This window comes from Hymenobacter sp. 5317J-9 (assembly GCF_022921075.1).
Taxonomy (GTDB): Bacteria; Bacteroidota; Bacteroidia; order Cytophagales; family Hymenobacteraceae; genus Hymenobacter.
Window position 1 is genome coordinate 1521133 of sequence record NZ_CP095050.1, and the last position, 14758, is coordinate 1535890.

At 62.9% G+C, this 14758-nt stretch carries 17 protein-coding genes; 11 read left to right on the plus strand and 6 right to left on the minus strand.

What is annotated here, in order from left to right:
* Positions 1–18: 18 nt before the first annotated feature.
* From MUN81_RS06325 to MUN81_RS06335, 3 genes are all read right to left on the minus strand, one after another.
* The gene (locus MUN81_RS06325; RefSeq protein WP_245116015.1) at positions 19–891 is read right to left on the minus strand and encodes a UbiA family prenyltransferase; all 873 of its coding nucleotides are present in this window, start codon (positions 889–891) and stop codon (positions 19–21) included.
* Positions 892–964: 73 nt separating this feature from the next.
* Positions 965–1762 carry a class I SAM-dependent methyltransferase gene (locus MUN81_RS06330; protein WP_245116017.1) on the minus strand — a complete coding sequence of 266 codons (798 nt, stop codon included), beginning with the start codon at positions 1760–1762 and terminating at the stop codon, positions 965–967.
* A gap of 70 nt (positions 1763–1832) precedes the next feature.
* Entirely contained in the window at positions 1833–2345 is a 513-nt protein-coding gene (locus MUN81_RS06335; RefSeq protein ID WP_245116019.1) for a hypothetical protein, read from the minus strand.
* A gap of 430 nt (positions 2346–2775) precedes the next feature.
* On the opposite strand from MUN81_RS06335, the gene MUN81_RS06340 reads away from it, so the two are divergent.
* From MUN81_RS06340 to MUN81_RS06385, 10 genes are all read left to right on the plus strand, one after another.
* Positions 2776–3459: a hypothetical protein gene (locus MUN81_RS06340; protein ID WP_245116021.1), complete on the plus strand. Its 684-nt coding sequence runs from the start codon at positions 2776–2778 to the stop codon at positions 3457–3459.
* On the plus strand, positions 3456–3749 hold the full coding sequence (locus tag MUN81_RS06345; RefSeq protein WP_245116023.1) for a transcriptional regulator: 294 nt from the start codon (positions 3456–3458) through the stop codon (positions 3747–3749). The genes MUN81_RS06340 and MUN81_RS06345 overlap by 4 nt, the downstream gene beginning before the upstream one ends.
* Positions 3750–3931: 182 nt before the next feature.
* Positions 3932–5404: a radical SAM protein gene (locus MUN81_RS06350; RefSeq protein WP_245116025.1), complete on the plus strand. Its 1473-nt coding sequence runs from the start codon at positions 3932–3934 to the stop codon at positions 5402–5404.
* Between the two features lie 403 nt (positions 5405–5807).
* Complete coding sequence (locus MUN81_RS06355) at positions 5808–6608, plus strand: ferritin-like domain-containing protein (protein ID WP_245116027.1); 801 nt, start codon at positions 5808–5810, stop codon at positions 6606–6608.
* A gap of 87 nt (positions 6609–6695) precedes the next feature.
* Positions 6696–8321 (plus strand): DUF4173 domain-containing protein, encoded by a 1626-nt coding sequence (locus MUN81_RS06360; protein ID WP_245116029.1) that lies wholly within the window; start codon positions 6696–6698, stop codon positions 8319–8321.
* Between the two features lie 56 nt (positions 8322–8377).
* Positions 8378–8599, plus strand: coding sequence for a hypothetical protein (locus tag MUN81_RS06365; protein ID WP_245116031.1), 222 nt, complete (start codon positions 8378–8380; stop codon positions 8597–8599).
* Positions 8584–8937 carry a hypothetical protein gene (locus tag MUN81_RS06370; protein WP_245116033.1) on the plus strand — a complete coding sequence of 118 codons (354 nt, stop codon included), beginning with the start codon at positions 8584–8586 and terminating at the stop codon, positions 8935–8937. The genes MUN81_RS06365 and MUN81_RS06370 overlap by 16 nt, the downstream gene beginning before the upstream one ends.
* A 20-nt stretch (positions 8938–8957) precedes the next feature.
* Positions 8958–9317 carry a hypothetical protein gene (locus tag MUN81_RS06375; protein ID WP_245116043.1) on the plus strand — a complete coding sequence of 120 codons (360 nt, stop codon included), beginning with the start codon at positions 8958–8960 and terminating at the stop codon, positions 9315–9317.
* A gap of 282 nt (positions 9318–9599) precedes the next feature.
* Positions 9600–9992, plus strand: coding sequence for a hypothetical protein (locus MUN81_RS06380; protein WP_245116045.1), 393 nt, complete (start codon positions 9600–9602; stop codon positions 9990–9992).
* Between the two features lie 49 nt (positions 9993–10041).
* A complete protein-coding gene (locus MUN81_RS06385; protein ID WP_245116047.1) occupies positions 10042–10503 on the plus strand; it encodes a hypothetical protein in 462 nt (153 codons plus the stop codon).
* 3 nt (positions 10504–10506) lie between these two features.
* Here the strand turns inward: MUN81_RS06385 and MUN81_RS06390 are convergent, their stop codons facing one another.
* Entirely contained in the window at positions 10507–11376 is an 870-nt protein-coding gene (locus tag MUN81_RS06390) for a lipase family protein (protein WP_245116049.1), read from the minus strand.
* The gene (locus tag MUN81_RS06395) at positions 11310–11603 is read right to left on the minus strand and encodes a hypothetical protein (protein ID WP_245116051.1); all 294 of its coding nucleotides are present in this window, start codon (positions 11601–11603) and stop codon (positions 11310–11312) included. Before MUN81_RS06395 ends, MUN81_RS06390 begins: the two co-directional genes overlap by 67 nt.
* 259 nt (positions 11604–11862) lie before the next feature.
* On the opposite strand from MUN81_RS06395, the gene MUN81_RS06400 reads away from it, so the two are divergent.
* Positions 11863–14259 carry a transglycosylase domain-containing protein gene (locus tag MUN81_RS06400; RefSeq protein ID WP_245116053.1) on the plus strand — a complete coding sequence of 799 codons (2397 nt, stop codon included), beginning with the start codon at positions 11863–11865 and terminating at the stop codon, positions 14257–14259.
* Here MUN81_RS06400 and MUN81_RS06405 read toward each other — a convergent pair.
* Positions 14256–14711, minus strand: a complete 456-nt coding sequence (locus MUN81_RS06405; RefSeq protein WP_245116055.1) for a hypothetical protein — start codon at positions 14709–14711, stop codon at positions 14256–14258. The genes MUN81_RS06400 and MUN81_RS06405 overlap by 4 nt on opposite strands.
* Positions 14712–14758: the final 47 nt, after the last annotated feature.

A 14758-nucleotide genomic window follows, 5' to 3' on the forward strand; every position in this document is an offset into this window, starting at 1 on the left:
CCCAGGCCCGGGCCCGCCTCAGCGCCACAGTAGCATGGCAATAAATGCGGCACTCAGGCACAGCGACGAAACCTGGTTCATCCGCATGGTGTGCTCGAAATCGGCCGCCGATTCGTCGTGCCACACCGCCCAGGCCCAGCGGCTGAACAGCGCCACCACCGGCCCCGTGGCCACCAGAAAAATCAGCAGCGGGCGCAATTCCTGGCGCAGCCAGTAGGCCACGCCCAGCGCTGCCGCGCCCGCCAGCAGGCCCACCGCCGCAAACACAAACGTGCCCCGAATGCCCAGCCGCAGGCTCAGGGTGCGGTCGCCGCGCCGAGCGTCTTCCTCGTGCTGGTACACCTGCGTGAGCGGATAGGAACCGCACAAAAACAGTGTACTCACGAGTGCCAGCAGCAGGTTGGTTTTCTCGAAAAGCTGGGCCGATGTGGCGCCCACGCCCACCTGCGTCATCAGCAAGGTGAAGGCGCCTTGGAAAACGACCACCACCAGCGTGCTCAGCAGCGGGAATTTTTTCAGGCGAATGCCTTCGTAGCTGTACGCCTTCGACACCAGCAAATACACAATCACCATGGCCGCAAACGGCCACGACAGCAGGGCCGCGCCCGCCACCGCCAGCGCATCAAACAGCCACACCAGGTGTAGAAGCTCGGGCGTGACTTTGGGGGGCGCTTTCAGGCCGCCGATGCTGCCCCCGTCCTTGTCGTAGTAGGAGTTGTAGCCGTTGGAAGCCGGATAGGCCAGCAGGTGCAGCACCACGAACACACCCACGGCCCGCCACCCGCTCCAGGGCCCGCGCAGGGCGCTCAGCCCAAACCAGAACACCGGCATGAGGTACACCGAAAAAGGAATGCGCAGCAGGGGCAGCGCCTTTTTGTAAGCAGTTAGCAAGGAAGCAGGGCTATGGGCAGCGAGTGGACTACGGGCAAAGGTGCGCAAAAGCAACAAAAGCAGCCGCAGCGTCTCATTGGTCGCTGGTTGCTGGCCAGCCAATCAAGTAAGTTACTTCGGGCCCCCACCAATGCCGCTTCTTGCCGCTTTGCCAAACGAAACGACCATTCGGGTCGGCGGCGCGCGCCAAGTTCATCAGCTCCGTCGTGGAATACATGCGCAGCAGCGACACCGACCCGTCCCAAATGGTACACAGCGGAATGAGCGGAAGCAAGTAGGTAAACACCAGCCGGCTGAACCGAAACGGTCGAAAAAACGGCGTGAGCAGCAACTGGGCCACGGGTAGCACCGTCCAGGCCAGCAGCAGCTCCCACCAGTGCTTGCCCGCGCCCTCAAACACGCCAATGCCGGTGCCGGCCCGCACCGCATCGCGCAGCATGGCCTCGGCTGCATCCGGCGGGAAATGGTGAAAGGCCGAGAAGATGGCGCGGAAGCCCGTGAGCTCCGGCGGCACGGCGAGCGCATTCACGGCCGCTGGCTCGTAGCCGATGGCGCCGCGGGTGCGCTGGGCAATGTCGGCCCAGGCGGTGGGCTGGGGGTAGAGGTCGGTGAGCAGGATGGTGGTGTCGGGCTGGCCGTGGGCGCGCAGGGCGGCCAGCACGGTTTCGGTGCCGCCGCCGGCGCCGGCGCCCAGCTCCAGCACGCGCTGCTGGCCGGTGCGGGCCAGGCCCTCGGCCAGCAGCGGCGCAATGGGCCGGTAGGTGCCCAGCGCCGAAATCATGAAGCGCAGGTAGTCCATCATCCCGGCCCGGATGACGGCCGGAAACCACGGCAAATCTTCAAACTCAAACAAGCGAAGGCGGAGACGCATGGCCCAACTGTACGCACAAACGGCGAATTTCGCCGATGCGGCGCTTCCCGCCGGCGCCGCACACGCCCCGCTAGTGCGCCAGATGTGCCAAAGGCTGCCTGCCCACGCGCTGCTGCCAGGCATTCAGCAGCGGCGCCGGGCCGGCTGGCCGCAAACCTGTGCCGGCCGCGGGCTGCAGCCAGTAGCGCCACGCCACGGCAACAAGGGCCGCCAGTAGGTAGGGCCACGTCAGGACCAGCAGGCTGGCCGGCGGCCCCAGGGGCAGCGCGCGCAGCAGCAGGCCATTGGCCGCTGCAAAGGCCAGCAGCACGCCCAGCAGCGCCACAGCCCGGCATTGCCAGCCTGCGCAGGCTCGTTGGGCCAGCACGAAAACGGGCCACGCCACCGGCACTGCGGCCAGCGAAACCAAGCCCGCCAGCAAGCCCATGGCCAGCGGCACAAGCAGGTCGGAGGGCGAATCCACGCCAAAACTGGCGAGGAGATGCGCCGTGCCGCCCAGGTTGCTGAACAGCCAGATGTGGAGTGTGCTGGTCAGGGCCGAGGGCTTTGCGATGGGTGCGGAGGCGGGGTAAGTCAGTTTCATTGCAGAAATAGGGTAAAGTGCGAGTGGGGAGGAGAGTGCCAGCATACCGGTTTAGCTCCGCCGCGCTGCTCGACTTACGACTGGCTGTAAATGAGCAGTTTGCGAATTGGTGATTATATTTTTGGGAAATGAAGTTCCCTTTTTGATACATCGCGGCAAGTGTGTGTCAGCTGCGCAACAGATTGACGGTAAGTAAAATGGGGTGACAAAATGCAGCGCGGGTTTGATTGAATTGCGTCGGCTGGACCAAGTGCGTCAGGTTGATTCTTTATTTGGGAAGCCCTGGTGGCTTGTAATGGCCTGATAACGCCTCAGCCAGTGGCCGGATTGCATGCCAGAGGGCCGGAGGTGGATATAAATAAATTTTCCCCGAGTAGCGGGCATCTCATTTCTTTTGCACAACTTTGCAACACAAAGTACTTCTATGGTTATGAAGCCCGCCAACCCCGACCCGTTAGCCCAGCTCACCGAAATCCGCGCCATCATGGAGCGCAGTTCGCGCTTTTTGTCGCTTTCCGGTCTGAGCGGGGTGGGGGCCGGCGTGGTGGCGCTGCTGGGCACCGCATTCAGCATGCGGCTGCTGGAAAGCGCTTTTCAGGACAGCAGCGTGGTGGGCGGCTATGCCCGGCTGCTGCACTCCTCGGCCGAAATGCGGCGGGCCGAGCTGCCCAGCCTGCTGTTTCTTACCGGCGGAATGATTGGGCTGGCCTTGCTGGTGGCGTTCTTCTTCACCCAGCGCCGCACGCACAACGACGGCCAGAAGCTGTGGAGCGCCCCCGGCCGGCGCCTGGCGGTGGCCCTGGCCGTGCCGCTGGTGGCTGGTGGGCTGTTCTGCCTGCGCCTGTACCTCGGCACCGACGTGGCCATGGTGATGCCGGGCCTGCTGGTGTTCTACGGCCTGGCGCTGCTCAACGCCAGCAAGTACACGCTGGACGAAATCCGGTGGCTGGGCGTCACCCAAATTGGCCTCGGGCTGGTGTGCATGCTGTTTCCCGAGTGGGGCTTGCTTTTCTTTGCGCTGGGTTTCGGCCTGGGCCACATCGGCTACGGCCTGGTGATGTACAACCGCTACGAGCGGCCCGGCAAGGCCGGTAAACCCGTTATTTCTTCGTGAAGCACCTCATCCACACCCTCAACAAGGCTTTCGACCACCGCGTGCGGCTGGGCGTAATGGCCGTGCTGATGGCCAACGAATCGGTGAGCTTCAACGACCTCAAAGAAGCCCTTGACCTCACCGACGGCAACCTCGCCAGCCACGTCGCCGCCCTCGAAAAAGCCGATTACGTGCTGGTGAGCAAACAATTTGTGGGCAAAAAACCCAATACCACCTACACCGCCACCGCCGCCGGCAAAGTGGCCTTCCAGCAGCACCTGGAGACGCTGGAGAAGCTGCTGCGGGGGTAGAGGAACCACTTCACAGCACATCATGCAGAGCGTAGCGAAGCATCCTGCCCGCGCAACGCAATTAAAGGAATGGTGGTGGCGGTAAAAATGCTTTGCTGCGCTCTGCATGACCGTTCCTTTTTGCTCTAAAACCAGCAGCTCTTTTTTTTGCCCTTAAACTTTGAAATGCAAAGTTCTTTAAGATGAAAGTAAAGCTCATCCTCCCGGCCCTTACTGAAGCCACCAACCCGTATTGGCGGCCCATCAAGTACTCGCTTTTTCCGCCGCTGGGGTTGGCCACGCTGGCAGCCTACCTGCCGGCCGAGTGGGAAGCCGATATGCAGGATGAGCACGTGGAAACGCTGAATCTGTACGATGAACCCGACCTCGTTATCATCCAGGTGTACATTACCAATGCCTATAAGGCCTACGCCCTGGCCGACCACTACCGCGCCCGCGGCGCCTACGTGTGCCTCGGCGGCCTGCACGTGACCAGCCTGCCCGACGAGGCCGCGCCGCACGCCGACAGCATCTTTCTGGGGCCGGGGGAGGAGATTTTTCCAGAGTTCCTGAAGGACTGGCAGGCGGGGCGGGCCCGGCCGCGCTACGTGTCGACGGCCGGGCGCACGCTGGTGGGCATTCCGCCTATTCGGCGCGACCTGATTAAGCGGGAGCGGTACCTCGTGCCCAATTCCATTGTAGTGACACGCGGCTGCCCGCACCACTGCGACTTTTGCTACAAAGACGCCTTTTTTCAGGGCGGCAAGGGCTTTTACACCCAGACCGTAGACGATGCGCTGGCCGAAATAGACCGGCTGCCCGGCCGCCATCTATATTTCCTCGACGACCATTTGCTGGGGCACACGCGCTTTGCGGCGGGGCTGTTTGAGGGCATGCGCGGCATGGGGCGGCTGTTTCAGGGCGCCGCTACGGTCGACAGCATCCTGCGCGACAACGGGCTACTGGAAAAGGCGGCGCAGGCGGGCTTGCGCAGCTTGTTCGTGGGGTTTGAGACGCTGAGCCCCATCAATCTCAAGTCCAGCAATAAGCCCCAGAACCTGGGCCGCGACTACGCGGCGGCCATCCAGCGGCTGCACGATTTGGGCATCATGGTGAACGGCAGCTTCGTGTTCGGGCTTGATGACGACCGGCCCGACGTGTTTCGGCGCACCGTGGACTGGGGCGTGAGCCAAGGCATCACCACGGCCACCTTTCACATTGCCACGCCCTACCCGGGCACGGCGCTTTTCCAGCAGATGGAGGCCCAGGGCCGCCTGCTGCACCGCCGCTGGAACGAGTATGACACCCGCACGGTGGTGTGCCAGCCCGGCCCGCACCTGACGGCCCGCCAGCTCAAGGACGGTTACGACCAGGCTTACCGCGACTTCTACTCTTGGACCAACATCACCAAAGCCAGCCTGGTGCACGACACCCTGCGCCACCAGCTCAAGCACTTTGCCTACGCCGGCGGCTGGAAAAAATTCGAGCCCCTCTGGAATTTCATGATAAAGTCGCGCCACCTTGACACGATGCGCCCGCTGCTGGAAGCCATTCTGAGCAAGGTGCGCGGCAAGGATGCAAAACCCGGCGCGCAGGCGTTGGCGCCGCCAATGGGAGAACCTGGGATGCTGATGCCGCTGCCGGTGCTACAGTCAGCAGCGGTCAACAACGCCTAATGGATACAGTCATCATGTCTCATAACCCCTTTTCCAAACCGCTCACGCCCGAGGAGTGGGTACTATCCAGCGTCTGCTGGACCTTTCTGTGCATTGCCTGCTGGGTAGCGTTGACGTGGCCGTTTCTACTAACGTCTCTGCCTTCTGAATACAGGACATACGAGCCTACACTGCTTTTCCTGGGCTTTATCGGTCCCTACGCGTTGGCCTGGATAAAAGCAACCCCTCCCAAGCTTGCATTCGAATCACGCTTTGTGCTCGTCGAAGTATGCGTAGCGCTCTGGACCGTTGCCCTATTCATTGTGCTAATGGGCTGGCTACTAATCGCCCTCTTCTTAATAGCTCTTTCGGGCCCGTCTACTGGGTTCGGGTTTTGATTGTCAACCTGTAATGCGTTAATGCCATGACTTTCACCGACGTCAAGACCTACTTCCTGGCCAACCGGGCCAGCGTCGCCGAGTTGCCCTGGCACGAAGCCGCGCCGCTCATACCCGCCGAGCTGCGCGCCGTGCGCGCCTCCCTCCAAACCTTCCAGCGCGGTGAGGGCACGGGCGGCGACCACCTGCTGGACCTGGCCAACCAATATGGCGTGCCCGACTACGCGGCCGCCATGCAGCTGTTCATTGCCGAGGAGGAAGGCCACGCCGAAATGCTGGGCCGCTTCATGGACCAGCAGGGCATTCCGCGGCTGCACACGCACTGGCTGCACGAGGTTTTCCGCACGCTGGGGCGGCCGTTGGGCCTGGAGCACATGGTGCGCGTGATTCTGACGGCCGAGGTGGTGGCCGCCGTCTACTACCGGGCGCTGGCCGAGGCCACGTGCTCGAACCTGCTGCGGCAGATTTGCCGGCGCATTCTGCACGACGAGGAAATGCACCTTGCGTTTCATTGCCTGGCCATTCGGCAATGGTCGTTTGGGAGGGGCCGGCTGAGCGTGTGGCTGTGGCGCCAGTTCTACCGCGGGCTGATGGCGGGGACGGCCCTGGTGGTGTATGCGGCTAGCTGGCGCACGTTCGGGGCCGGAGGCTACGGGGTAGGGCGCTTTTGCGCCGCCATTGCCGCCGAGTATCGTCGGCTGGAGGGTATGCAGCGGCCCGGCGGTGTCCTGGCTTTGCGCAACGCTCACGAATTGATGGACTCACCGGCCAATGGCCATGCAGGCGTTTGTCCGGTATCCAGCCCGCGGATTTCAATGCCGCAATAGGGGAGAAGCCCGTTGGCTGCTTCCCAGACCTAGCCGCACGGCTAATTTTTTTGAAAATCTACTTTGAAATACAAAGCGTTTTAACTCATGGAAACTTCTCTGCAACCGGGCGCGCAATGGCCCGCAGTGTCGCCGGCCACCTTTGCTACCACTGCGGCTCACCCGCCGCTTACAAAAGCACAAAAGCTGCTGCCGCTGGGCGTACTGCTGTTCGACTGGCTTTTCTGGCAGGAGAATCGCGGCGTCAACGTGTTTTTGTTTGGGCTGTTTGTGGTGGTGGCGCAGCTGGTGCTGCTGCCGCGCGTAGCGGCGGTGCGGCGCTCGGGCTACTTCTGGCTGGCGGTGGCGGGCAGCCTGTTTAGCGGGGCCATGGTGGCCGTGTACGGCTCGGGGGTGGCGATGCTGGCCTGGGCGGCCTCGCTGCTCATGTTGCTGGGCTACGTGAACCAGCCGCACCTGAAGCTGGTGCTCTACGCCGTGCTCACGGCCGCCAACAGCGCGGCACAGGCCTGGCTACGGGTGCTGCGCGGCGTGCGGGCCCCGCGGCAGAGCGGCGCGGGCGTGCGCCGGGGTTGGTTCTACGGGCGCCTGCTGGTGGTGCCGGTGGTGATTCTGGGGGCCTTTCACTTGCTGTTTGCGGTGGCCAACCCGGTGTATGACCGGCTGAGCGGGCGGGCGCTGGCGCTGCTGGGCAACTGGCTGGCGCGGCTCATTCCCGACATTTCGCTGGGGCACCTGCTGTTTGTGGCGCTGGGCTTTGTGCTGGTAGCCGGGGCGCTGGTGGCGGTGCCGGTGTATGCCTTTGCCGACCACGAATCGCGCTTCGGCGAGTTTGTGCGGCGGCAGCGCGACCGGGTGGCCTCCTTCGGCGTGCGCCGGCCCGACTTTCGGTGGAAAACCGTGAAGGCGCTTGATTTGCGCAAGGAGTTTTACGCCGCCGCGGCCGTGTTTGGGCTCGTGAATGTGCTGCTGCTGGCTGTGAATGCCATCGACATCAACTGGCTGTGGTTTGGCTTTGAGCCCGCACCGGGGTTCGATTTGGCGCAGTTCGTGCACGAGGGGACGTATGTGCTCATCTTCAGCATCCTGCTGGCCATGGGCATCGTGCTGTGGTTTTTCCGCCGCAACCTCAACTTCTACCAGCCGGGCCTGCGCTGGCTGCGCAGTGGCGCCACGGTGTGGGTGCTGCAAAATGCGGTGCTTGCCGTGTCGGTGGGCTTGCGCAACTATTACTACATCCTGCACAGCGGCGTGGCTTACAAGCGTATTGGCGTGTGCTTTTTCCTGCTGCTGGTGTTTTTCGGGCTGGGCACGGTGCTGCTCAAAATCTGGCAGCGCCGCTCGGCCTACAGCCTCGTGCGGCTCAACGCCCTGGCCGTGTACGCGGTGCTGCTCATGCTGGCCGCTGGCAACTGGGAAGTCTGGATTGCGGAGTACAACCTGCAGCCGCGCTTCCGCAGCATCGACATCGGCTTCCTGCTCAACATGCCCGACCGGGTGCTGCCCACGCTGCAGGCCCGCCGGGCTCTGCTCAACCACACCGCCCAGCTCACCATGGATTCGGAGTACGGCACCGGCCAGGTTATCACCGCCGAAGATGCCCAGCGCCGCCTCGATTACGCCCTCCACAACGCCAAGGCGGAATATGCCGCCTACACCCACTGGCAGGGCCTCAACTACGCCGACTGGCAGGCCCGTCAGACCATGCGCTAAGGCCGAGACGCCACACATCACGAAATCAGCACATCAGCACATCAGTACATCAACTCATGGCTTCCATTCCTCCCTTTCTGCTGACTTTTCTGGGCATTATTTTCTGTATCGGCGACGTGGCCGCGCTGGGCGTGCTGCTCACCTGGCAGCAGCGCGCCGCCACGCCTGATGCCCGCTTCCGGCGCTGGCTGCGCGGCGTGCTGCCGGCCACGGTGGTATTGCTTGGCCTGCTCCTGCTGGCCTTCACCCAACTCATGCTGCTGTGGTCGTCGAAATGAGCCGCGTCGTGCGCCTCGTGCGCCTCCTGCTGGTGGGACTCGGCGCGTGGCTTTGGGCGGTGGGCGGCACCAGCTTCGCGCTGGCCCTCGAAAGCGCCTACCGCACCCGCGTGCCGTACTCGACGGCGCCCTTCTGGGCGGCGCTGCTGCTCACGGCGGTGGGCATTCCGGGCTGGCTGGTGGTCTGCATTCGGGTGGCCTACACCGACTACGTCGACGGCCAGCCGTGGCGCCGCCGCTGGGACGTGGCCGCGCAGGTCTTCTTTTTACTGGGGTTGCTGGTGCTGGAGGTGCTGCCGCTGCTGGCCGTGCGAGGCCAGCCGCCACGCCTTTACTAACGCATTTTTGCTTCATACATATGTTTCAGCATCACCTGCGGCACCTGCTGCCGCATTGGCCCGAGGTACCGCCCCGGCTGTGGCTCACCGCGGCGGGCATAGTCTTGGCGGGCCTCAGCCTGTGGTTTGAGCAGGAAATCTGGCGGGAAACCGAACCCGCCCGATTCTGGACCTGGGTGGTCCTCACGTTGCTATTGCTGGCGGGCGGGCTGCAAACCATTGGCGTGCTGCTGCGGTGGCCGGCCAGCTACAACGGGCCGCGCTGGCTGCGGCTGGCCCTAGGCTGCGCAGCGCTGGCCCTGGGGCTGGGCGTGGCGCTTATCACGCTGGCGCTGTGCCTGCTCAGCGGCGTTCGGGCGGCGTTGCTGGGCGCGAGCTAGGCTGATGCCAGAATGGGAACGTCGGGCATCGAGCATAGGCGCGTTGTCGAAATGGCTAGATGTTAACGCCGAAAAAATTGCGTCTAAACAAGATGCGGTTTTTGTCAAGCTTCGAATTTATGACGGCAATGTTCGCATTCACAGCGGCTCAAGGGGAATGCAGGCCTGCTTCAGTAAAAACCTGAATAGTAATTTATCCAAGTTATTTGGTTAGCTTGGCGGCCCGTTGGGCTTTCCAAGTCTGAGAAAGGCCCGTGACGGCTTCACGCTTGCCTTTGCTCCATGGCCCGTACGCTGCTTTTGGTTGTGCTTTTCATTGCCCTGCTGCTGGAGGTGGCGCTCACGGGCGGTGCCTTCTTCGCGCCGGGGTTCACCCTCGCGCAGTTTGGCGTGAAATACGGCCCTGAAACCACTTTTCTCACCTATATCCTGGGCTGGCTGCTGGGCTTCGTGTCGCTGGTTACGCTGGTGGCGTTTTTTCAGGTGCAGCAGCGCCGGCCGGGGTTTGCCACGTGGTGCTACCTGCTGGGTTTCTGGTGGATTGGCATTGGCGTGGGCATCTACTACGCCTTCGGCAAGCCCGATAACCTGCTGCTCGATTCGGTAAAGGGCCTGCTGATTGTGATACTGACCTGGCGCTGCCAGGCCAGCCGCATCATGGCGCGGCGCTACTAGCGGCGGCTGCCTATATTGGCGGCTCATTCGCCTCCGTTTCAGCCGCGCTATGCCCACGTCGTCGCACCTGCACCCGCTGCCCGTTTCCCCCAAACTGTCGAAGCTGGGCCGCGGCCTGGCCGCCGCGCAGGTATTGAAGGAAACGCTCAGCATCGTGTTTTTGGGGCTGCCGCTGGTGCAGGAAGAGCCGCTGGTGCTGCTCTCGGCACTGCCCGGGGTGGTGCTCTACCTGCTGCACTGGCAGCTGGCGCTGGGCCGGGTGGGACGCGTGTTTGCGGCGGTGGTCTGGACGCTCACACTGCTCGATGAGCTGTGGGGCCTGCTGCTGTTTCAGGAGCTGGAGGCGCCCACGCGTGGGCAGGTCCGGATGCTGCACGGGAGCTATTTCTTGGGCCTGGGCATCATTCTCGCGGCCTTGGCCGAGCTGGGCTGGCGCTGGCAGCGCAACCGGGCGCGGGCGCGCCGCAACGTGCATCATCAGGCGGTGTTGGCCGCCCGGCAGCGCCGCTAACGACTAAGGCAGCCGCTGCGCGAGGTAGTAGTACGGCTGAAACAAGTGGTGCTGAAATAACTTAGCCGGGTCATCGGGGTATTGGGCGTAGTAGGCTGAATCGGCGGGCAGCACCACGGTGTTGCCCACGCGCACGTAGTCGCTGCTGGGGTAAAAGGCCGGCGCCTGATAGCCGGGCACGTTTTTGCCCACGGCCTTGGCCAGGTAGCCGCCCAGGTACCGCTGATAGCGGCGCTGGGCCCGCAGCGAGGGCCGGGCCAACTGCCCGTAGAGGTGCCGGGCCGCCAGGTTTTTGGGGAAAGGCTGCTTCTTAATCATGGCGTTGACGCCCACAAAGGGGTTCACGGGGCTGAAGTCGTTGGGCGTTTGCACCGAGAGCGGCATTTCGGGCACCCAGTCGGCGGGGTTCACCACGTTCACGGCCCAGCCGCCGGCGGTGGCGCGCTCGTAGTCGTAGGCGTAGTAGAGGTTGCCGGGCTTGGGGCCGGCGCTGCAGTAGGTTTTCAGGCGCAGGTCGGCCGGGAGCAGGCCCTGGGCCTGCAGGCTGCGCAGGTGCGAGGTGAGCAAAAACGCAATGGCGCCGCCCTGGCTGTGGCCCATCACAATGAAGTCGCGGGTGCCGGCGCGGTAGCAGGAATCCATTTTGTGCACGATGCCCTCGGCCTGAAACGCCAGCCCCAGCAGCCAGCCCGCGTGCACCGCCGCCTGCGGGTTGCTGGCCAGCCGGTACACAAACTTGCGCGTGGCCGACAGCTGCAACTCGCACGCGGCCGGCAGCATGGCGGCGTAGAAATTCTGCTGCCAGCTCACCTGCGCCAGCGTGGTGCCCGAATGCTGATGACGGCCTGCGGCCGGCTGCCCGCCTTCGTCCACAGGTCCCAGCGGTTGTCGAGGCCCACCACCGCCGAGCGGTAGGTAAGCCGAAACGCCCGCGGCGCCGGAATGCCGGCCCAGAGCATCGAATCGGTGCCCCCCATGCGGGCGTGCAGGCGCAATAGCTCCAGGTATTCGGCCTTGTCGAAGCCCGGCTGCAGGATTTGGGCGGGCGCGTGGCCAGTCCCGGCCAGCAGCAACAGCAACACACAGGCAAGGCGGCGCATACGGGCAGACGCGGCCGGGAAGTAACCGGCACGCACGGCAATATAAGTCGTACCTGTTTCTTTTTCTGCGGATTGAAGCTGTTGCGGTTGGGTTAAAGCACCAGTAGTAGGTCGCGCCATGCCGCCGCGCCAACTCTGGCAAAAGCCGGAGGTTTTGCCAGAGTTGGCGCGGCGGTTTCTGCCGTTTGGGCGGCTGGACTGGTATATTTGTCGTTCTTCGCGGCGGAGCTATGGCTTCGCATTCCCCTTGTTGCCTCGCATGGCCGATTCCCAACCGACAAGCTCCTCCCTTTCATCGGGCCCGAAACCGAAAGCGCCGCGTCGCACCCGCTGGCCCGTGCGGCTGGCCAGCTGGGCCTGGGTGGGGTTCGGCTTGCTGGTCATTCTGTTTTTGGTGTACCCGTTTCTGGTGAGCACCAATTTCATGTTCCTCTTCGGCAAGTCGCCCAGCCTGTCCGATTTGGAGAACCCCAAAGTGGAGCAGGCGTCCGAGCTGTACACTTCCGATGGGGTCTTGATTGGCAAGTATTTCCGCGAAAACCGCTCGCCGGTGCGCCTGCGCGAGATTTCGCCGGTGCTCATCAAGGCCCTTATTGCCACCGAAGACGTGCGCTTCTACGAGCATTCGGGCATTGACCTGCAGGCCGTGGTGGGCGGGGCGTTTTCGTCGTTGCGCGGCGAGAAGCGCGGCGGCTCCACCATCACCCAGCAGCTCGCCAAAAACCTCTACAAAATCCGCCGCCAGCAGAGCCGCGGCGCCCTGGGCTACATTCCGGTGGTGAGCACCATCGTGGCCAAAACCAAAGAATGGCTCACGGCCGTGGACCTTGAGCAGCGCTACACCAAGGAGGAGATTCTGCGGATGTACCTCAACACCGTGGAGTACGGCTCCAGCGCCTTCGGCATCAAGGTGGCGGCCAAAACCTTTTTCCACACCTCGCCCGACAGCCTCAAGCCCGAGGAAGCGGCCATGCTGGTGGGCGTGCTCAACAACCCCACGGCCTACAACCCGAAGTTTCACCCCGCCGCTGCCTTGCGCCGCCGCAACGTGGTGCTCGACCGCATGGGCCAGGCCGGCGTGCTGCCCAAGGCCGAAATCGACCGCCTCAAGGCCACGCCCATCGTGCTCAACTACCACGTCGAGCCCCACATCGACGGGCCCGATACCTACTTCCGCAGCGCCATCAGCCAGTTTGTGGACGCCTGGTGCGACAGCACCGGCCACGATATGTACCGCGACGGGATGAAAATCTACCTCACCATCGACTCGCGCATGCAGGCTCACGCCGAAGAAGCCCTGCACGAGCGCATGAAGGCCCTGCAGCGGCAGTTCGACAATTTCTGGCGCAACCGCGGCACCAATCCCTGGGTGGACGAGAAGGGCAACGAAATCCCCGATTTCATCCTCACCCAGATGAAGCGCACCGAGAGCTACAAGAGCCTCGCCGCACGCTACAAGAACCAGCCCGAGCGGCTGGATTCGGCCCTGAACGCCAAGCGGCCCATGAAAGTCTTCACCTGGAAGCACGACGACAACGACACCACCTTGGTGATGTCGCCGCTGGATTCGCTGGCCTACTACAAGCACTTCCTGCAATCGGGCATGATGTGCATGGACCCCTTTACCGGCCAGATTAAGGCCTGGGTGGGCGGGTTGGATTTCCGCTTTTTCCAGTACGACCACGTGAAGCAGGGCAAGCGCCAGGCCGGCTCCACGTTCAAGCCCTTCGTCTACCTCACGGCCCTCGACAACGGCTACTCGCCCTGCGACCGCATTCGCGACCAGCGCGTCACCATCAAGTACGTCGAAAACGGCCAGCCCATGGAGTGGCAGCCCGACAACGTGACCCGCGAATACACCGGCATCAACATGACGCTGCGCCACGCCATGGCCCGCTCCGTGAACTCGGTGACGGCGCAGCTGACCGAGAAAGTGGGCTGGGAAAACGTGGCCAAATACGCGCACAAAGTCGGCATCACCTCGCCGCTGCTGCCGGTGCCCAGCATCGGCCTGGGCTCGGCCGGCGACGTGAGCGTGTACGAAATGGTGGACGCCTACAGCACCTTCCTCAACAACGGCTTCCGTTCTGAGCCGCGTCTTGTCACGCGCATCGAAGACCGCAACGGCAACGTCATTCAGCAGTTCGACCCGGTGCAAAAGCGCGCCATCCCGGCCGAAACCGCCTGGCTGATGACCTACATGCTGCGCGGCGGCATGGAAGAGCCGGGCGGCACCTCCCAAGCCCTCTGGGACTACGACCTCTGGCACAACGACAACCAGATTGGCGGCAAAACCGGTACCACCAGCAACTACTCCGACGGCTGGTACATGGGCATGACCAAGGACCTGATGACCGGCGTGTGGGTGGGCGGCGAAGACCGCAGCATCCACTTCGTGGGCTCGCAGCAGGGCGAGGGCGGCCGCACGGCCCTGCCCATCTTCGGTAAGTTCATGGAGAAGGTGTACAAGGACAAAGAGCTAGGCTACACGCCCGGCCATTTCCCCAAGCCCACCATCAAAATCAACAAGAAGTACACCTGCGTGTCCGAATCGGAGCCGCGCCGCCGCGCCGTGGCCGTCGATACCATCGCCGCCGACAACCTGCTGGAGCAGATGAATAACGGCGGCGGCGTGCCGGACAGTTTGCGGCGTTAGACAAAAACAGACGCGGCCGCTGCTGTTAGCACTAGTTGCTGGTCTGCAAAGCCCAAGGCTCTTTTGAGTTTGCCGAATAAAGTAGCGGGCTCATCTGAGATGACATCCCACATTTCTTGTTCGGCCACCGTTGGGGGCCAGATGATGTTCGTCTTCCAGCTAGTTGAGTAAGCCAACGACCCAATTAGCGGACTTTTCAGATAGAGGCTCAGTTCCTGTAGCATCTCCAGCATACCGGGCGTGTAATGGGAGATTTGCTTCCATTCTTTTGCCGCGGTCATAAAGACAATGAACCAGTCGTCAGCAATTGGTCCGTTCGCATTTGTATATTCGCCAATAAGCTTTATGGCCTGAACGGGTATTCGGACAACCTCCTGGTTACCCCGAGTGAGAACAACCTGCTCATCGTCTAAGAAGGCCCGCGCCGCCGTTTCTTCTGATGAAGCTGCCATAGGTTATCCGTAAAGGTCATTTCGGTAAATACTTTCTGCTTAGCTGT